At 67.6% G+C, this 18780-nt stretch carries 18 protein-coding genes; 12 read left to right on the forward strand and 6 right to left on the reverse strand.

Annotation, left to right across the window (positions count from 1 at the left end):
- Positions 1-26: 26 nt before the first annotated feature.
- The 3 genes from ABZV58_RS32275 to ABZV58_RS32285 form a co-directional block, all read right to left on the reverse strand.
- Positions 27-626, reverse strand: a complete 600-nt coding sequence (locus tag ABZV58_RS32275; protein WP_355003979.1) for a methionine biosynthesis protein MetW — start codon at positions 624-626, stop codon at positions 27-29.
- Positions 627-811: 185 nt separating this feature from the next.
- The gene (locus tag ABZV58_RS32280; RefSeq protein WP_355003980.1) at positions 812-3757 is read right to left on the reverse strand and encodes an acyl-CoA synthetase; all 2946 of its coding nucleotides are present in this window, start codon (positions 3755-3757) and stop codon (positions 812-814) included.
- Positions 3758-3929: 172 nt separating this feature from the next.
- A complete protein-coding gene (locus tag ABZV58_RS32285; RefSeq protein ID WP_355003981.1) occupies positions 3930-4715 on the reverse strand; it encodes a hypothetical protein in 786 nt (261 codons plus the stop codon).
- A 327-nt stretch (positions 4716-5042) separates the two neighbouring features.
- Here ABZV58_RS32285 and ABZV58_RS32290 point away from each other — a divergent pair, with 327 nt between their 5' ends.
- From ABZV58_RS32290 to idi, 4 genes are read left to right on the forward strand one after another with little or no spacing between them, the layout of a single operon-like run.
- Complete coding sequence (locus ABZV58_RS32290; protein WP_355003982.1) at positions 5043-6449, forward strand: family 2B encapsulin nanocompartment shell protein; 1407 nt, start codon at positions 5043-5045, stop codon at positions 6447-6449.
- A gap of 15 nt (positions 6450-6464) precedes the next feature.
- Positions 6465-8111: a family 2 encapsulin nanocompartment cargo protein terpene cyclase gene (locus ABZV58_RS32295; RefSeq protein WP_355003983.1), complete on the forward strand. Its 1647-nt coding sequence runs from the start codon at positions 6465-6467 to the stop codon at positions 8109-8111.
- Positions 8112-8142: 31 nt separating this feature from the next.
- Complete coding sequence (locus tag ABZV58_RS32300; protein ID WP_355003984.1) at positions 8143-9015, forward strand: geranyl diphosphate 2-C-methyltransferase; 873 nt, start codon at positions 8143-8145, stop codon at positions 9013-9015.
- On the forward strand, positions 9012-9590 hold the full coding sequence (gene idi / locus ABZV58_RS32305) for an isopentenyl-diphosphate Delta-isomerase (protein ID WP_355003985.1): 579 nt from the start codon (positions 9012-9014) through the stop codon (positions 9588-9590). Before ABZV58_RS32300 ends, idi begins: the two co-directional genes overlap by 4 nt.
- Positions 9591-9622: 32 nt before the next feature.
- Here the strand turns inward: idi and ABZV58_RS32310 are convergent, their stop codons facing one another.
- Complete coding sequence (locus tag ABZV58_RS32310; RefSeq protein ID WP_355003986.1) at positions 9623-10078, reverse strand: MarR family transcriptional regulator; 456 nt, start codon at positions 10076-10078, stop codon at positions 9623-9625.
- 82 nt (positions 10079-10160) lie between these two features.
- Between ABZV58_RS32310 and ABZV58_RS32315 the strand changes: the two genes are divergently transcribed.
- The 4 genes from ABZV58_RS32315 to ilvA all read left to right on the forward strand — a co-directional run bounded on the left by ABZV58_RS32315 (position 10161) and on the right by ilvA (position 14530).
- The gene (locus ABZV58_RS32315; protein WP_355003987.1) at positions 10161-11084 is read left to right on the forward strand and encodes a zinc-binding alcohol dehydrogenase family protein; all 924 of its coding nucleotides are present in this window, start codon (positions 10161-10163) and stop codon (positions 11082-11084) included.
- 471 nt (positions 11085-11555) lie between these two features.
- Positions 11556-11906, forward strand: a complete 351-nt coding sequence (locus tag ABZV58_RS32320; protein WP_355003988.1) for a hypothetical protein — start codon at positions 11556-11558, stop codon at positions 11904-11906.
- Positions 11907-12080: 174 nt separating this feature from the next.
- Positions 12081-13259, forward strand: coding sequence for a serine hydrolase domain-containing protein (locus tag ABZV58_RS32325; RefSeq protein ID WP_355003989.1), 1179 nt, complete (start codon positions 12081-12083; stop codon positions 13257-13259).
- A 50-nt stretch (positions 13260-13309) separates the two neighbouring features.
- Positions 13310-14530, forward strand: a complete 1221-nt coding sequence (gene ilvA, locus ABZV58_RS32330) for a threonine ammonia-lyase (protein ID WP_355003990.1) — start codon at positions 13310-13312, stop codon at positions 14528-14530.
- Between the two features lie 183 nt (positions 14531-14713).
- Here ilvA and ABZV58_RS32335 read toward each other — a convergent pair whose 3' ends face one another.
- The gene (locus tag ABZV58_RS32335) at positions 14714-15037 is read right to left on the reverse strand and encodes a multidrug efflux SMR transporter (RefSeq protein WP_355003991.1); all 324 of its coding nucleotides are present in this window, start codon (positions 15035-15037) and stop codon (positions 14714-14716) included.
- A gap of 86 nt (positions 15038-15123) precedes the next feature.
- Positions 15124-15561: a hypothetical protein gene (locus ABZV58_RS32340; RefSeq protein WP_355003992.1), complete on the reverse strand. Its 438-nt coding sequence runs from the start codon at positions 15559-15561 to the stop codon at positions 15124-15126.
- 87 nt (positions 15562-15648) lie between these two features.
- On the opposite strand from ABZV58_RS32340, the gene ABZV58_RS32345 reads away from it, so the two are divergent.
- From ABZV58_RS32345 to ABZV58_RS32360, 4 genes are read left to right on the forward strand one after another with little or no spacing between them, the layout of a single operon-like run.
- Positions 15649-15966: a WXG100 family type VII secretion target gene (locus tag ABZV58_RS32345; protein ID WP_355003993.1), complete on the forward strand. Its 318-nt coding sequence runs from the start codon at positions 15649-15651 to the stop codon at positions 15964-15966.
- Between the two features lie 20 nt (positions 15967-15986).
- Positions 15987-16265: a hypothetical protein gene (locus ABZV58_RS32350; RefSeq protein ID WP_355003994.1), complete on the forward strand. Its 279-nt coding sequence runs from the start codon at positions 15987-15989 to the stop codon at positions 16263-16265.
- Between the two features lie 6 nt (positions 16266-16271).
- The gene (locus tag ABZV58_RS32355) at positions 16272-17603 is read left to right on the forward strand and encodes a putative toxin (RefSeq protein ID WP_355003995.1); all 1332 of its coding nucleotides are present in this window, start codon (positions 16272-16274) and stop codon (positions 17601-17603) included.
- Positions 17587-18678, forward strand: coding sequence for a hypothetical protein (locus tag ABZV58_RS32360; protein ID WP_355003996.1), 1092 nt, complete (start codon positions 17587-17589; stop codon positions 18676-18678). Before ABZV58_RS32355 ends, ABZV58_RS32360 begins: the two co-directional genes overlap by 17 nt.
- Positions 18679-18780: the final 102 nt, after the last annotated feature.

The raw sequence follows: 18780 nt of genomic DNA on the forward strand, positions 1-18780 counted from the left end.
GGCACAGCGCCTTTCGGTAGTCGGTCTCAGGCGGACAGCACGTACAACTTTTCGCGGCCGCCCGCGATCAGCGATCGCTGGGCGATCCGCGGCTCGTAGCGGCCGAAGAACTCGTCCAGGGTCGCCTCGGTGAACCGGTGCGCCTGGCGGCCGTCGCCCGCGTTGGTGAACCGTCGACCGACGGTGGCCAGGATCCGGTTGCGGCTGGTCGCGAGGTTGCGGACGGGTTCGGCGACGATCACGGCCTTGCTCGCGGCCGCGAGCATCCGGTCCAGCACCGGACCCGGTTCGGGTAGGAAGTGGTAGAGGCTGGCCTGCATGATGACGTAGTCCGCCTCCGGCAGCGGAGTGTCGGAGCGCATGTTCCAGACCAGTCCGCGACCGCCCGCGCGGGCGACGCCTGCGACGAAACCCTTGTTGAGGTCGAGCCCTGTGTAGTCGACCGACTTGGCGCGCAGGTAGCGGGTGTACAGCGTGGCAGGCCCGCAGCAGACGTCGACCACCTCGGCGCCGTCGGGCACCAGCCCGGCGATCGCGCTGTACCTGGCCGCGTAGTGGCGGCCGTACAGCCCGCGCATCAGCAGCTCGTACACGGCGCGGTTGCGATAGATGAGGCTTTGACTCACCAAGTACCCCTGAACGGTTGTCGGACGTCGGGTGCGGCCTCCGGCGCCGCGCGGGCGGACCCGCGCACAAACTATGCCAGCCGACGCCGCGGCGCGAATTGTCCGGGTGCGCGTGCCGCGGCCAATCCGGCGGATCTACAACACGTTCCGGCCGCACCGGCGGGTCCGGTGCGGCCGGAACGGGCTCAGTTACCGAAAAGCGCGCGGGCCTCGGTCTCGGTGAGCACTTCGTAGTTCTCGGTCTCGCGGTGGTACCACCAGGTGAGCGGACCCGGTTCCGGCCGCCCGGCCGCCTGCACCGCCCGGGTGGACGGCCGGTAGCTGGAGCTGCGCGGAATCTCGTCGACCACGTACACCAGGTCCGGTCGCTGCTCGGTGTCGAGGGCGCGCATCGCCTCGGTGACGTCCTTCGGCTCCAGGTGGAAACCCACCCGCACCGACACCGCCGCCACCGCGAGGCAGTGGTCGCCAACCGGAAGGCCGTAGGCGACCTCCATGTCGACGGCGGTGATGTCGTTGAGCACGTCCACGATCGGCTGGCCGAACACCGGGCCGCGCGCGGTGTGGATCACCGTGTCCTTGCGGTCGACCAGCCAGTAGTCGCCGTCGCTGTCGCGGCGGAACAGATTCTCGGTCGGCATCCACGAGTCGCCCGCGGTGAACACCCCGCGCAGGCCGCCCTCGGAGATGTCGACGCCCTCCGAGGCCCGGCCGAGCAGCAGGCCGACCTCGTTGTCCGCGCAACGGCGGGCGAAACCGGCATCGTCGACCAGGATGCCGCCCGTGCTCGGGTCGTAGGCCACCAGTTCGACCTTGGCGGTGCCAGGCACCGGGCGGCCCTTGCAGCCCGCCTTGGCCCCGGTCACGTTGGCGAGCACCACATCGCCCTCGATGGACGCGTAGAACTCCAGCACCCGCGCCGGTTCGAACTGGTCGGTGGTGCGCCGCCACAGTCCGGCGGGCATGCCCGAGCCGATGAACAACCGGATCGGGTGCCGATGCCCGGCGGGGAACACTCCGGCGTCGAGGATGTCGCGCAGCATCGTCCAGGTGTAGGTCACCACCGTGACGCCGTAGCGGTGCACTTCCTCGGCGAACTGCTCCGGGTCGAGCGACCTGGCCAGCGCGATGCGGCTGCCGCCCGCGATGGCGCCACCGAGGCTGACCAGCAGTCCCGACGAGTGGTGCAGCGGCGCGAGGCAGTACACCGTGTCTTTGCGGTCGAGATCGGCGGTGGTCGCGGTGCCGAAGGCCGACAGCGCCCAGCGGTGGTTGGTGATGTGCTTGGTCTCCAGCCGGTCGCCGGTGCCGGTCACCAGCACGAAGGCCAGCTCGCGCGCCAAGCCCGGGTTGGGGCGGTACCAGGCGGGCACCCGCACCTGGGTGGGATCGATCTGCTCGAGGTCGATCACGTTGTCGCCCAGAGGGATGTCGAGTCCGCGGGCCTCGCCGCCGCCCAACACCAGGATTCGTGCGCCGCTCCCCGACGCCAGACGCAGGTTCTCCGGATCGACGATCACCGTCTCCGCGCCGGTGAGTTCGATGGCGCGGTTCAGCTCGCTGCCCGGCGCGAGCAGCACCGCCACCGCCCCGAGCCGCGACAGCGCCGCCACCGTCACCAGGGCGCTCGGGCGGGTCTCCATCAGCACGCCGACTCGGGTGGCGGGCCGGATGCCGACGGAGATGAGCCCGCGCACCACGTTGTCGATGCGGACTTGCACCGCCGCGTTGGTGTGCACCCGGTCATCGAAGAGGAAGCATTCGCGCAGCGGCGCCCGTTTGGCCTGCTCGGCGAGCAGCTTGCCGAGCGAGATGCGGGTGTTGGGCTGAATCATGCCCAACCGGGTCAACCTGGGCAGCGCCCGCGCCGCCTCGCCCGCCAGCTCGATCGAACCGCGCACGGTGTTGTTGGCGATGCCTTCCAGCGCCTTGCCCATGCCCGCGCCCGCCTCGGCCAGCGTCCCCGCGGTGTGCACCACCCGGGTGGCCGCCGAGCGCGGGCGGTTGGTCGCCACGTGCTCGGACATCCGGAAGATCTCCTCGGGCAGCGGCTTGCCGCCGTCCATCCACTCCACCCACTGGCGCACCAGCGGCCAGGTGTGGTTGGTGGCCATGCTGCCGGCGACCAGACCGAAGTGGCCCGCGACCAGGCTGGCCTCGAAGACCTCCGCGTTCGGCGCCGCGCGCACGATGCCCCGCACCGCGGCGGGCTGGCCGATGTCGTCCACCTCGCCGACGAAGGCGAGGATCGGGCACTTCAGCTCGGCGAGCGAGATCGGCTGATCGCGAATCACGAAACCGCCGAGCATCATCCGGTTGTGCGCGACGAACTGCTTGAGCAAGTCGGCGGCCGCGGGCCCGGCGTAGGCGACCCAGCCATCGCTGTTGAGGAAGCGGCGCTGGCGCTCCTTGGGCAGCAGCGCCTCGCGGTCGTGCAGCTGGCGCAGAAAGTCGATCCTGGCCTTGGCGGTCTTGACCGGGTCGAGCATCTGAAAGCCGAACCGCACCATCGAATCGGTGATGGGCAGCCGCGTCACGACGTGATCGGCGAGGAAGTCCGCCACATCGGAGACCAGCCCGTACGGCAGTCCGAACGGTATGCCCGCGACGATGTCGACCGGGCTGCCGAAGGTCACGATGCTCTCGACGCCCTTGCCGAAGCGGTAGGCGGTGGTTTGGTAGGCGAACATGCCGCCCTGCGAGTAGCCCATCAGGTGCACGTCGCTGCCGGTCGCCTCGCAGACCGTGTCGATGGCGCTGCTCACCGCGAGCACATGGTCGGCGAGATCACGCTCCCAGCCACCCTCCTCGCTCGCCGGGGAACCGAAATCGACCACCCAGCAATCGATTCCGCCGCGATGCAGAATGCCGACGGCGCCGCCCTCGGCGTTCACGTCCCAGATGTCGGCGTTGACCATCAGCGGCGGCACCAGTACCGCGACCGGACGACCGGGCGTGGCATCGTCGGGGAAATAGTGGCGCAGCCGATACATCCTGCGCCGCTCGACCACCTCGAAGGGCGACGACTCGACATCGTGGGTGAGTCCACCGAAGCGGATCACCTCCAGGCCGTTCTGCGCGGTCGCCATCAACCGCTGCACCGAACCCACCAATTCCTTACCGAAGTTCACCATCGCTCCTGGCCCTACCCTGCAATGTGCCCACACGACCTCCGCGCGCTCGGCGCGAAGAGACACCTTCCGACCCCCGGAGAAGTATGCCGTCCACGCGTATAGACGAGCTTCCCACATCGGGGTGACCTCATGTGTCGGCTGTGACAGGTTCCATGGCAGGTGAGCGCGGTCACCGCCCCATGACGTGGATATACATGCTCTCGAACGGCTCGGGGCTGACGCTGAGATCACCGCGGAACGGATAGTCCATCGCCGCGATCAGGAAGATCATCGCGCCGAGGAAGAAGGCGAACAAGCCGCCGAGCATCAGATGCGCGCCGCGGCTCAGGCTGAACATGCACAGCAGTACCAGGTTGACCGCGCCACCGACCAGGATGACCCACCACAGCACGTCGGGCATGCCGCCCGCGGTGGCGTTGATCCGGTGTCTGCGGTCGGAGTCGAAGCGCGCGAACTGTTCGATGGTCGCGGCGTGCACGATCTCCTGCGCGGTCGTCCGCGGCTCGAAAGCCAGCAGGTTCACCTGGAATCGGGTCACCAGAGCCGTGCCGCCCATCGGCTCGCGCCCCTCGCGCAGCGCGGGCCACGCCTCGGTGAGCACGTTGTCGGCATAGTCGATCAGATCCCGCTGGAGTTGGGTGCGCTGCGGCTCGGGGTAGGCGCCCACCTCGCGGTAGAGCGTGCCGAGCGCGGCGGCCTCGTCTGCGACCAAGGACTGTGCGGTGTCGTAGGACTCGTAGGTCGCCGCCGCGATCAGGCCGAGTAGCAGGCCGTAGAACACGCCGCCGACGGTCAGCACCATCGTGACGGTCTCGTTCTTGCCGGGTTCGGGCCCGAAGATCCGGATCACGTACTTGCGGGACACCAGGATGCCCGCGGAGGTCAGCAGCACTGCGGTGCCGGTGATGATGAGGAAAACCAGCCAGATGGGCAACACGTAGATCCACGTGAACATGGGACAAGAAGATAGCCAGCCGCCCGCGAATCGTCGGCGAATCAATCATTCATCCCAGGATGTTCGCGCGCGTCGCCGTGTCGTTATCTGTCGTTACTCGATCGAACGCATGTCGTAACCATCCGAATCCGTCGGGCGAATTCCGCGAATTTTGCTGCGCCGCAACACTTCCGCGACCTACCATCAATGCCGTCTGGAACACCCTGTCGCGCAAGTGTTTTCCACGCGAATGTCTCTTCTTTCGCAGGCCTTTCCCGGTCTGCTGATCTGCCGTGCCCAAGAAACACCATCGACCGTCCCGGTGACCCCTCGAGGTGAGGACCACGCATGACCATCGAAATGCCAGTCCAAACGGAAAACAACGTTCGCAAGAGCCTGAGCACGGGCGCCGCGCACCAGCTGGCGCACACCACCAAATCCGAACCGCAGATGCAGGGGATCAGCTCGCGCTGGCTCACCCGCACGCTGCCCTGGGTGCAGGTCAACGGCGGTGTCTACCGGGTCAACCGGCGCCTGACCCACACCGTCGGCAACGGTGAGGTCGAATTCGCCGTCGACGGCGGACAGGCCCGCGTGATACCGCTGGAACTCCAAGAACTTCCGCCGTTGCGCGGATTCGACGACGAGGAGACGCTGGCCGCGCTCGCGCAGCGTTTCGAACAGCGCGATCTCGAACCCGGAACTGTCGTCACTGAATTCGGCAATCCAATGAATCAGGTCATTCTGATCGTGCACGGCAAGCTGGCCAAAATCGGCGTCGGTGAATTCGGCGAGCAGACCAAGGTCGGCATGCTCGGCGCAGGTGACTATTTCGGTGACGAAACCCTGCTCGATACGTCCGCCATCTGGCCGGTGACCGTCAAGACGGTCACCAAAACCACCATGCTCGTGCTGCCCCGGCAGGCGCTCGACGAAATGGTCGACAGCGCACCGGCATTGCGCGAGCAACTCGAACGCGTCGCGGCCGCGCCCGCTCATCGGCAGAATTCCAAGGGCGAGGCCGACATCGAGATCTCCTCAGGCCACGACGGCGAGCCGCTGCTGCAAGGCACGTTCGTCGACTACGACGCCGCTCCACGAGAATACGAGCTCAGCCTGGCGCAGAGCGTGTTGCGGGTGCATTCCCGCGTCGCCGATCTGTTCAACGATCCGATGAATCAGGTCGAACAGCAGTTGCGCCTGACCATCGAGGCGCTCTACGAACGCCGGGAACACGATCTGGTGAACAATCCCGATTTCGGCCTGCTGCACAACTGCGACCTCAAGCAGCGCATCTACACCGAGTCCGGCCCGCCGGCCCCGGACGACATGGACGAGCTGCTGAGCATGCGCCGCAGCACGAAAATGTTTCTGGCGCATCCGAAAGCGATCGCCGCGTTCGGCCGCGAATGCACCAAGCGCGGAATCTATCCCGACCCGGTGGATGTCGACGGACACCGGGTGCCCGCGTGGCGCGGCGTGCCGATCTACCCGTGCGGCAAGATCCCGGTCAGCGAGAACGGGACCACCTCGATCCTCGCCATGCGCCTCGGCGAAAAGGACCAGGGCGTGATCGGACTGCACCAGACCGGAATTCCGGACGAGTTCGAGCCCAGTCTGAACGTGCGCTTCAAGGGCATCGACGACCAATCGATCATCTCCTACCTGGTCAGCTGCTACTACTCGGCCGCCGTGCTGGTCCCGGACGCCCTCGGGGTGCTCGACAATGTCCTGGTCGCCCGGCAGGCGGACTAGCCGGGGTGATGACCGATGTCGGTGCTCTCCCGCGCCGCCGCGCCCGCCGCCACGCACGATCTGGCCGCCGACGTCGTGGCGCTGCTCACCAGCACGGACAGCGCGGCGCCCGCCGAGCTGTTCGCCGAAGCGGTAGCGACATCCGCTGCGCCGCCCGATGTTTCGAGCCAGCCATCGCCAGCAGCCGGGTTCACGCCGGCCCGGCTGCTCGGCCCGAGGGGGCTCGGGTCGGGCGCGCTGCGGCTGCCCGTCGATCGCACCGCCGGACCGACCACGCCGTACCTGGCGCCGGACAGTGTGGCGATCGGCCCCTCCACACCTGACGCCGCTCCGGTCGCGGACGGCGTCGACGAGACCCCGTCCGGTCCGCCGGACGGGAACGCCGCGGACTCCGTCGGCCCGGCGCAGGGGGCCGGTCCGGCGGAGTCGCGGCGCCCACCGATTCCGTCCGGCCCTGCGGTACGGGTCACCGGGCGGGCCGCCGCACCGGCAAGCAACGGGCATGCGCCAGCCACACCGGCGTCCGAGCCGGACCGGCCATGGGCTCGCATTCCTTTGGGGCCGACGGGTTTGGGTACCGCGTCCGCGGCGGTGCGTCCCGCGACGGCCGCGCCGCCGCGGGCGCGGATCGGACCGTCCGGGCTCGGCACCGCCTCGACGCAGGTCGGCAGCGGCTCCCGCATTCCGCCGCTCTACTGCCCGCCTCCCCTGCGCGACGATCCCGTGCTCGCGGAGGCGGTGAACGAGGGCCTGCTGGCCTGGGCCGAGGACATCGGCCTCTACGAAGGCAGGCTGGACGACCTGCGCAAGGCCGACTTCGGACGGCTCGTCATGCTCGCCCACCCCGACTGTTCCCACGCCGACCAGTTGCTGGCCGCGGCCAAATGCGCGGTCTCGGAGTGGTCCGTGGACGACTACTACTGCGAGGAGGATGCCGACGACCGAGCTCCCGACGGCACCCCGTCCAGCCCCGAGGCCGAGCTCGGTCCGCGACTCGAACTGTGCATGGCCGTCATGGATCCCGCGCATCTGCCCGCGCGCTACGCACCGCAGCTGGAGCGCGCGCTGCAGGCAGATCCGATCCTGCGGGCCTTCCGCACCTCGTTCGAGCACCTCGCGCAGTACGCCGGCCCGGCGCAACTGGCCAGGCTGCGCACCGAGATCGGCGGCTGGTTCATCGCACTTGGCGCCGAGGCGGGCTGGCGGGGCGCGGGCCGGATGCCACCGGTCTGGGAATACCTCACCAACCGCCAACCGCACAGCTTCCTGCCGTGCATGGCGCCGATCGACGTGCTCGGCGGCTACGAGCTGTCGGCGGCGGAATACACCCACCCGGCGATGCGGCGGGTGACGACCACCGCGGCGCTCGCCGCCCAGATGGTCAACGATCTGTACTCGATGGCACGCGAAGACCGTTCCAACGGAAGGGAATTCAACCTCCCCACGGTGCTTGCCGCCGAAGAGCGGTGCTCCCGTAGAGAGGCGGTGCTGCACACCGCGGCGGTCCACGACGAACTCGTGCACCGCTTCGAACGCGAGGCCGCGCCGCTGGCCGCCGGCGGATCGCCGGAACTGCGACGCTTCCTCGTCGGACTGTGGGCATGGATGGGCGGCAACCGCGCCTGGCATGCCGACAGTCGTCGCTACAAAGATGTCGGATAGCCGGTACCGCAACGAGAGAGGATGATCACGCATGACCATGCTCAACCCCCAGGCCGAGGCCGTGCTGCGCACCAACTACCAGAAATCCGTTGCGGCGTACTGGAACGACAACCCCAACGACGACCGGGTCAACACCAAGCTCGGCGAGGTCGACGGGCTCTACCACCACCACTACGGCATCGGCGACCCCGATCTCTCGGTGCTGGAAGGTCCCGAGAACACCCGCCAGGAACGGATCGTCGAGGAACTCCACCGGCTCGAGACCGCGCAGGCCGATCTGCTGCTCGACCACCTCGGTGACGTCCGCCCCGGCGACCGATTGATGGACGGCGGATCCGGCCGTGGCGGCACCAGTTTCATGGCCAACCAGCGCTTCGGCTGCCAGGTGGACGGTGTCACCATCTCCGAGTACCAGGTCGGCTTCGCCAACGACCAGGCCGCGCACCGCGGCGTCGCGGACAAGGTGAAGTTCCACTTCCGCAACATGCTCGACACCGGCTTCGACAGCGGCGTGATGCGCGGGATCTGGACCAACGAGACGACCATGTACGTCGACCTGTTCGACCTGTTCCGCGAGTTCTCCCGGCTGCTGGAGCCCGGCGGGCGCTACGTCTGCATCACCGGCTGCTCCAACGACGTCACGGGCGGGCGCTCGTCGTCGGTCAGCTGGATCGACGCGCACTACGGCTGCATGATCCATCCGCGCAGCGAGTACTTCCGGGCGCTCGCCGAGAACGGCCTGGTGCCCATCGACGTGGTCGACCTCACGGCGGCCACCATCCCGTACTGGGATCTGCGCACGAAATCCGAGCTCGCGACGGGTGTGGAGAAGCCGTTCCTCACCGCGTACCGAGAGGGCAGCTTCCAGTACCTGCTCATCGCCGCCGATAAGGTGGGGAGGTGACCGAGACCCTCGCCCAGCCGTTGACCGACCGCGAGGCCCTGCCCGTCGAGCTCGTGGACGAGGCGGGCCGCGCGGTCGGCGCGTGCCCGGTCTCGGAGGCGCACCAGGCGCCTGGGCGGCTCCATCGCGCGTTCTCCGTACTGCTCTTCGACTCGGCGGGACGGGTGCTGCTCCAGCAGCGGGCCGCCGTGAAGACCCGCTTTCCGCTGCTGTGGGCCAACACCTGCTGCGGACATCCCGCGCCCGGCGAGCCGGTGGCGGCCGCGGCGGCGGTGCGGCTCGCCGAGGAGCTCGGGCTGGCCACCACGCTCACCGAGGTCGGCGTCTTCCGATATCACGCGCGGGACAGCGCCACCGGCCGCGTCGAGCACGAGTGGGACCACGTGCTCATCGGGCTACTCGACGCCGGCGTGCCGCGGCCCGACCCCGCCGAGGTCGCCGCGTACGCGTGGATCCAGCCGGAGGAACTGCGCGCGGCGCTCGCGGAGGATCCGACGAGCTACACGCCGTGGTTGGCGGATGTGTTGGAGATCGCCGACGCGGCGCATCACGCGGGGCGCGCGGCCTCGCACTGATCGAGGAGTAGCCGCGCCCACGTGCGGCGAAGTCATGGCCCAGCCCGCAAGTCGTCGGGCTGGGCCTTTCCATTCGTCGACCTTCCCGAAAGGGAGTCGAGCAGTTGGATGAGCGTCTGGCGGTCGTCCGCGGCTAGACGGTCGGTATAGGGCGCGAGGGCCGCGCGGATCTCCTCCTGCACCCGTTGCGCGAGTTCGCTGCCCGTCGGAGTGATGAACACGTCGACCACCCGGCGATCCTGCGGCGACTTGCCTCGTGCCACGAGGCCTCGGCGCTCCGCCCGTTCGACGAGGCCGGACATCGTCGACTTGTCCAACCCCAGGAACGCCGCCAGATCGGTCATGCGCGGTCGGCGGTCACGCAGCAGGCCGAGCAACCGCAGTTGGGTGAGGGACAGATCGTGCTCCGAACCGATGCGGGTGAGCACGGCCATCACCCGGAACGACGTCCGGACGAGAGCGTCCTCGAGCGCGTCCTCGGATTCCATACGGGCATCCTACTTGACATGGTTTGTATTACCAACCAAACTCGATTTAGTTTGTAATACCAATCAAATACGAGGAGTTGCCATGCACGCCGCCGTTGTCACCAGCTTCGACGCCCCGCCGCAGTACGGGGAGTACCCCGACCCGGTCGCCCAGGGGGACGAGATGGTCGTGGATGTTCTCGCGGCAGGTCTGCACCAACTGGTCAGGGCTCGGGCGAACGGCACGCACTACAGCAGCACCGGGACGTTCCCGTTCGTCCCCGGCGTCGACGCCGTCGTACGGGACCAGCACGGAAATCTCAGGTACACGGTGGTGGACGACGGCGACCTGGGCACGCTCGCCGAGCAGACCGTCATCGACCCGCGCCGCAGCGTGCTACTGCCGGACGACGCCGACCCGGTGCGCATCGCCGCCGCGATGAACCCGGCGATGTCGTCCTGGGTCGCGCTGCGCCGCCGCATCGCGTTCCAGAAGGGTCGATGCGTACTCGTTCTCGGCGCCACCGGCAGCGCCGGCAGCATGGCGGTGCAGATCGCCAAACGGTTCGGCGCCGCGTACGTGATCGCCGCGGGACGCGACGCTTCCCGGCTCGCCGCACTGCACGACCTCGGCGCGGACGAAACGGTGAGCTTCGAGGAGCTCGACCGCGCCGCCGAAGTCGACGTCGTCATCGACTACGTGTGGGGAGAACCGTCCGCCCGAGCGATGACCGCGATGATCACCGCCCGCCGCGACCGCAGCGCTCCGCTGGACTGGATCCAGATCGGATCTATCGCCGGTCAGACGATTCCCATCGACTCCGCGCTGCTGCGCGCGTCCCGGCTGCAGATCTGCGGCAGCGGAATCGGCTCGGTACCCGCACGCGACTTCCTCGCGGAGTTGCCGGAACTCGCCGTCGCGGTGCACAGCGACGCGATCGCCGTGCGGGCCCGTCCCGTGCCCCTCGCCCAAGTCGACGAGACGTGGAACGCCCAGACCGACGACCGCATCGTCTACGTCCCGTAGCGCACCAGGACACGCACACCCGGCCGAAGGCCACCGCCGGTCGGCCCACCACGACGAAGGTCACCCCTCGGTCGGCACCCCGGACAGGTAGGTCGGGTGAACGAAGGTCACCTTCGATCGGTCTGGGGCGGCATGAAGGTGGCCTTCGGTCGGTTTCCGCGCCGACCACCGTGGATGCGGCACCGAGCCCGATCCCGCGAGACCGTTCGCCTTCCTTGCCGATCTCGAGATGCTGAACGTTGTGGCAGGTGCGCACTTCGAATCAACATGCGTTGATGCGCATATCTACGTAGCGGCATCTTCTCAGTTTCGGGTGCGGCTGCCGGGTCCTGATTGGAACTCGTCTCAGGCGGCGCCGAGGCTCCGGTCCAGAAGCTTGGGGAAATCACAGGATCGGCACAGGGTCAGTCCAGGGGCGGGCCCGATGCTGGAGGCGTACGGAAATACGGGGGCGATTGCGAGGTACGCGGCATGGTGGAGATCGAGGTCACGGGAACGACAGTGACGGTCAAGGTGCTCGGCGGACATCGACTGCTCGCACTGCGCGACCAATTCAGTTTCGACCTGCGCGATATCACCGAAGTCGCGCCCGCCGAGGTCGATCTGCGGCCGCCGTGGGTGCGCGCGCCCGGCACCTTCTTCCCCGGCGTGATCGCCGCGGGCACCTTCCGCGGCAAGGGCCGCAAGGAATTCTGGGACACCCGTTTCGACGGCTCTGGCGTGCGCGTCGAGCTCAGGGGCTCGGAATTCACCCGGCTCGTCCTCGATGTCGCCGAGCCCGCCGACATACTGGGCGCGCTGCGCACCGCCGCGGCGGCCTGACCTACTCCCCTCCCCCGCCGGTTCCCGAGAGTGGGAACCGGCGGGTTCGAATCGTTGATCGCCGCCCGATCGCGTAGCGGTCCGGCGGCGTGCTGTGCTCGAGGCACGATGGGCGCGCCAGATGGCCGTGTTCCGGACCCTTAGTCTGGGTAAGGAGCAGAAAAGGAAACCTCGATGCCGACACCTTCGACAACGCAGTTCGTGGACCGGCGCTTCGTCGGCCTCGTCGCCGAATTCGACCGGCTCTTCCGCCGTCCGAGCGACGGCGGCGGCGCGCTGACCGTCTATCTGCACGGCGAGCCCGTGGTCGACGCCTGGGCCGGGTTCGCGCGACCGGGCGTTCCGTGGCAACACGACACGCTGGCCGTCGCGTATTCCACCGGCAAGGGTGTCGCCGCCACGTTGCTGCACCGCCTCGCCGAACGCGGACTGCTCGACTACGACCATCCGGTCGCCGAGTACTGGCCCGAGTTCGCCGCGGCGGGCAAGGAGCACATCACCGTGCGCGCGCTGCTCAGCCACCGCGCGGGACTGCACCGGCTGCGCGGTCTGCTGCCCGGTACGCCGGAGCGCTTCTTCGACGACGCCGCGGTCACCGCCGCACTCGCCGCCGCCGCACCCGACCCGCGGCACCGCACGACCAGCGGCTATCACGGCATCAGCTTCGGACACCTCGTCGCGGAGCTGGTGCGGCGGGTCGCGGGCGCGGACTTCACCGACGTGCTGCGGACCGAGATCGCCGAGCCACTCGGCGCCGAGGAACTGTGGTTCCGGGTGCCCGAGGCCGAGCGAGACCGCATCGCCGTCAACTTCCCGAAGCTGACCGTCGCGGGGATGAGCTGGGAGAGCGGCGCGCGGATCATGGGTCGCAGCCGCCGCCTCGCCGCCGCCGCCGAGACGACGCCCAGCGGTTTCGCCGAGCTGATGTCGGACCCGCGGCTGCACGATTCGGTCATGCCCGGCGTGAACGGCGTCTTCTCCGCGCGGGCGCTGGCCAGGCTGTACGGAGCGCTGGCGATCGGCGGCAGCCTCGACGGCTATCAGCTGCTCGGCGCGGAGACCATCGACCACATGCGCGAGCGCCAGGTCTTCACGCCCGATTACGTGCTCGCGTTCCGCATCCCGTGGGGACTCGGATTCCACGGCGTACCGATGATGCCGTCCAAGGCCGCGCCGATCTCGGCGTTCGGGCACTTCGGGCTCGGCGGTTCCGGTGCGTTCGCGGACCCGGCCACCGGGATGTCGCTCGGATTCGTCACCAACCGGCTCGGCGGCAGGCTCACCCCGCTCGGTGACGCCCGCTTGGCCCGGCTCGGCGCTCTGGCGCACAACCTCGCGAAGAAAGCGGACTGAACGCCCGGAATCGTAGGATGTCTCGCGGTTCGCGATGGCAGCATGGGGCCATGGAGCTGATCGGGCTGGAACGGATCGAGTCGGCCGCGGCGTTGTTGGCGCCGGTCATCCGCCGCACGCCGGTGGTCGCCTCGCGGGTGCTGTCCGAACGTTGCGGCGCGGACGTCTGGTTGAAATGCGAGAACCTGCAGCGGACCGGCTCGTTCAAACCGCGCGGCGCCTACAACCGGATCGCCAATCTGCCTTCCGAGGACCGGGCGCGCGGTGTGGTCGCGGCCAGCGCGGGCAATCACGCGCAGGGCGTCGCGTGGGCGGCCACCTCGCTGCACATCGAGGCCACCGTCTTCATGCCGATCGGCGCCTCGTTGCCAAAACTGGCTGCCACCAAGGCTTATGGCGCGCGTGTGCGGCAGGTCGGCGACACCATCGACGAAGCGCTCGACGCGGCATTAGATTTCGCCGCGCGCACCGGGGCCACGCTGATCCACCCGTTCGACCACCCGGACATCGTCGCCGGGCAGGCGACCGTGGGGCTCGAGATTCTGGAGCAGCTGCCGGATGTGGGCACGGTGCTCGTACCCACCGGCGGTGGTGGGTTGCTGGCCGGAATCGCGATCGCCCTGCACCGGCTGGCGCCCGACGTGCGGGTGATCGGGGTGCAGGCGGCCGAGGCCGCGGCGTGGCCGGAATCGCTGGCGGTCGGCAAACCGGTACGGGCGGAACGGATGTCGACCATGGCCGACGGGATCGCGGTGGGGCTGCCAGGCGAGGTGCCGTTCGCGCACGTCGCCGCGCACGCGCCGCGCATCGTCACGGTGGACGAGGAGGCGCTGTCCACGGCGCTGCTGCTGTGCTTGGAACGCGCGAAGCTCATCGTGGAGCCCGCGGGCGCGGCGGCCGTCGCAGCGCTGATGAGTTGCGCCGCAGTCGAACTCGAGCTGCGCGGGCCGGTCTGCGCGGTGCTCTCCGGCGGCAATATCGATCCCCTGCTGCTGACCAGGATCGTCAACCACGGCCTCAGCGCTGCGGGACGCTATCTCGCTGTGCGCGTGACGATTTCGGATCGACCCGGCGGATTGTCCGCATTGCTCACCGTGGTGGGCGGGACGGGTGCGAGTGTGGTGGACGTGGTGCACTCGCGCACCGGGACCTGGCTTGCCGTCGACGAAGTCGAAGTAGCGCTCACTCTGGAGACTCGCGGGCCCGACCATCGCGACGAGGTGCTCACCGCGCTCACCGACGCGGGATATACAGTGCGCGTTCAGGATTGATGCCCCCACGAAGGGACTCGCGGAGCTTTCGACTCTTCGCAGAGCTTCCCACTGTGCACAGCTTCGCAGAGGTCGGACCGCATGCGAGGCGGGCCTCGAGTCTGCGAAGACGGCGTCGCGACCACCGTCGCGGGATCCCCATAGGCGGTGGTGCATCGGCTGAAACCGGTGGCCTGGACCGGGTCAGTGCGACCCGCCGAGTTCGAGGGCGAGCACGCCCAGGATCACCATCGCGATGCCGCCGACCTGCACCAGGGTGAGTCGTTCGTTCAGGAAGAGAACCCCGATGACGGCGATGGCGGCGACCCCCACCGCCGACCAGATGCCATACGCCACCCCGATGGGCATGCCCCGCTTCAGCGCCTGTGCAAGGAAGAAGAACGCCGCGCCATAACCGATGACCACCACGATGGACGGAACCAGCTTGGTGAATCCCTCGGAGAACTTCAACGAAACGGTCGCGGTCACCTCGGAGGCGATCGCCAGCGCGAGCAGCAGCAAGGTCATGGCGGCAGCCTAGTGCCGCTGACCGCGCGGCGGCCCGGCCGTAATCTCGAAGGTCTCGGCACGACGCTGATCGGTTTCGCCTCTGATCAGAGGCGCAGAGCCCAAATGCGGCGTGTCCCAGGCGCCGCAGTGACGTGGTCGGTGTCGAGCTGTGCGCCGTCCGGGCCGGTGCTGTATGGGACGAGGAACTGTAGTGCGACGCCGTCGGCGTGTTCGATCAGCAGTTCGGCGGCGTCGTTGCCCTCGGGTGGGACGGTGACGTCGATTGCGATCAGGACGGCGCGGGAGTTGGTGGTGTCGCTGTTGAGTGTGAGCGCGTCGAGGATGGCTGTTTTTGTCGCGGCGGTCGGCGCCATTCGGAGGCTGTGATCGCCGGCATGACCGGTGACGATTGCGAACGGACTGAAGCCTTGATGGTCGGCAAGCTGTCGCCGGATGAGGGTGAGGGCTTGGCCGTAGAGATCGGAAATGTCGGTTTGGGCTTGCGGAGAGGCGTTATCGCGCCAGGAGATCGGCATCGGCATCTGTCCTGTCGTAGGTGTGATGGTTACTGTATTGAGTGGAGTTGCCGACAGCATTCGGGCGTCGGTGCGTTTGGTGGGGTCGTGATCATGTCTGACGAGTTGTCCGTTTCGCCGGATCGGCTGCGGGCTGGGGGTGAGGCCTTGCGGGGCATCCACAACAGCCTGGTCGCTGCGGCGGGCGACATCGACCGAGCACACGAGGATCTGCACGCGAGATGGCGAGGAAGTGCCGCATCCTCGCTGATGTCGATCTGGCGGACGGAGCACGAGGCACTGACCCCGTTCCTCGACCGGCTCGATGAACTGGCCGACAAGCTGATCGTCGCCGCCGACACATTTCAGCGGCAAGACGAATCCAGAGGTTCGGAGATCGAGCAAGCCACCGACACGATGCCGGAATCGTAATGGTCGGGCATTCTTTCGAATTGGACGATTTGGCGGCGTTCTCGAAGGCCTTGGACGGATTCATCCGGACTCTGACCGCTCAGATGCATGATGTGTCGCAAATAGCGGCGAAGCTCGGGGACGGGTTTGCCGGTGCGGTCGCCTCGGCGGTCGCGCAGGCTCACACCGAGTGGCAAGCCGACGGCGCGGCACTGATCGGAAGGTTCGCCGAGTACCGACTGATGATCGACAACTGTCATTACAACTATGCGCAAGCGCGTCGGGCGAACTGCGAGACCCTCGGCTTGCCGACCACCTAGCCGACCATGGGGGATGTCGATCCGGCCGCCTACTATGCGGCCGCAGCAAGGCTGATCCAGGCCAGTCTCACCATCGAAAAGGCTCTGCGAGAGCTGAACAAGCGTCTCGAGGACGTACTTCGCAGCGCAGGACATCACGAGGCGGGGGTGCTGTGGTCGACCAGCTACGACCAGTCCGCCTCCGACGTGTTCGAACTCGCCTCCTTCTGCGCGATGGCGGCCCGCGAACTCGGATATCAGGTCCACAATTTCGGGTTGACCCACGATTCGCACGAGCACGCCAACAACCCGACCGGTCCACCGTTCACTCCACCGGCGGAGCCGCAGGGCACGAGCCTGTCGGTAGCGTTGCATCCCAGCAAGATCTCGGCTGGCGGGACCGATGACAAGCCGGAGCACTGGCATTACATCGCTGAACTGGTGACCAAGAAATGGCCGGATGCCAAGGTGGCGGCGATCGCGGCGGCCGGAACGGCTTTCGAGTCGTTCGGCGCCGGTGCCGAGACGGACTCGTATGCGATGTTCGATGATGTCAAGGCTCGGCTGGCGGATCAGACCGAACCCGAAATCGACGGTGTCCTACAAGATTTGGTGTGGTTGGCCACTGCCTATCGCGACACCGGTGACGTGGCGAAAGCCCTGCGGGCGGCATGTGCGGAGGTGTCGTCGAAGACCGATATCGAACGACAGCAGGTCGAGGCGATCCTGAACTCGTTGCACGCGAGCCTGTTACTGCTCGAAGGTGCCGATATCGGCGCCGAGCTGAATCCCACACCAGCGGGAAAGGCCAGCAGCGTTGTGATCGAACTCCAGCGCAAGGAGTACCGCGAACGGGCGGCGTCGGACTTCGACACGTTGATGCGAGAGTTGGAGGGATTCGTGGCGAAAGCGATCGACTCCAACAAGGGCATCTATGCCACAGCCAGCACTTCCGCGGCTCTACTGCGGCCGATTCTGGGTAGGACGCCACGAAAGACCGACCCGATCCACAATGGCGGTGGCGGGCATACGAACGAGGAGACCGGTCGGCGGGGAGAGGAACGTGCGGACGTACCGCCTGGTCCGAAGCGGTCCATCCCGGTCAACGGGAGCGATCGTGAACCGGACTACCTGAACGTTCCCGATCAGCAACTGACCGAGGTAAAGAACAAGAACAAACTCGACAACTCGGATACCGAGCAGATCACCGACTACCTCACCTGGGCTGACGGCAGTGGGTATTCGGTGATCCTGGTCGTCGATCACCGCACGCAACTGACTCCGGATGTTCAGAAGTTGGTTGATGAAGGCAGGATCACCCTGATTCGGAAGGAGCTCGACGATGGCGACGGACACTGAACCCGGAGATCGACCCGCTGATCCGGTGCGGGTGGCACGGGATCTCGCGACGTTGGGTACCCGCGTCGGCGACCTCGCCCGGGCGATCGCCGCCGCGATAGCACGGGTCGAGCAAATGGCAAGCAATGCGCCCGACCACGCCGTGCAGCTTCGCGAATGGTGCCGGGAGATGGACCGGCAGCTGGATGGGCTTTATCAGTACCGCAAACAGCTGCTGGCCCGCAGCAGGCACGTTCTCGCAGAGAAGCATGCTGCCGACGCGCCGGCAGTGACTCTTCCGCCCTCGGCGACCAGCCAACCGTCGTCGGCAAGCTATGACGCGGCGACGATGGCCGACAGCCTCGGCAATCCCCCCATCGTGCACCGCGCCTACCCGGGAATGCCGGATCAGCATGATTGGCTCGAAAACCTCCCGTCCAGCCTCCACGACGGTCGCGACGGATTCGAGTTACGGCTCGTCCGCGACCTCGCCGCAGTCGGCGTCCGCGCATACACTCTCAGCCCGCTGAACAAGTTGAGGCCGTTGCCGCAGGCGATCCCGGTGTATCTCGACTGGCTCGAACATCTCGATGAACGAATCCCCGGCCCGGAAGGGCGCGGAGTTGCCGGGACTCGTGCACCCCACAAGCTGGCCATCCACACGGACCTGATCAGCAATCTCGACGACCGCTCCGGCCGGGGAAACGCCCATGCCATCCGACTGCTCACCGAGCAGTTGCGGCGCAGCCCAGCGCTTGATCACTTCCAGCGCTACAGCGCAGCCCGCGCGTTGGCCACCGTCTCCGGACCGCGCGAATTCGATCTGATCGCCGGCCTCATCGCCGAACAACCCGAACCAAACGAGATCGTGGCCGGACTGCTCACCTATTTCGGACGCGGCAAAGACCCCCGCGCGCTGGCGATTGTCACGTCTTACCTGCATGATCCGCAGACCCGGAACTACGCGATCGAAGTCCTCGGCCGGATCAAGGCACCCGGTACGCGCCAGCTGATCGAGCCGTTCCTCACCGACCCCAGCTCCTACACCCGCAAGCTCGCCACTCGCGTGATCAAGAAACTTCCCGAGGAGATCTGACTACGCCCAGCGGAGCACCGATGGCGACCGCTGCCATATCTCAGACGGCTGCGCGGCCTGAGTAGTCGGCGGACAATGGGAGGGTCCGTCGACCGAGGGATG

The organism is Nocardia sp. NPDC004654 (genome assembly GCF_040609595.1).
Taxonomy (GTDB): Bacteria; Actinomycetota; Actinomycetes; order Mycobacteriales; family Mycobacteriaceae; genus Nocardia.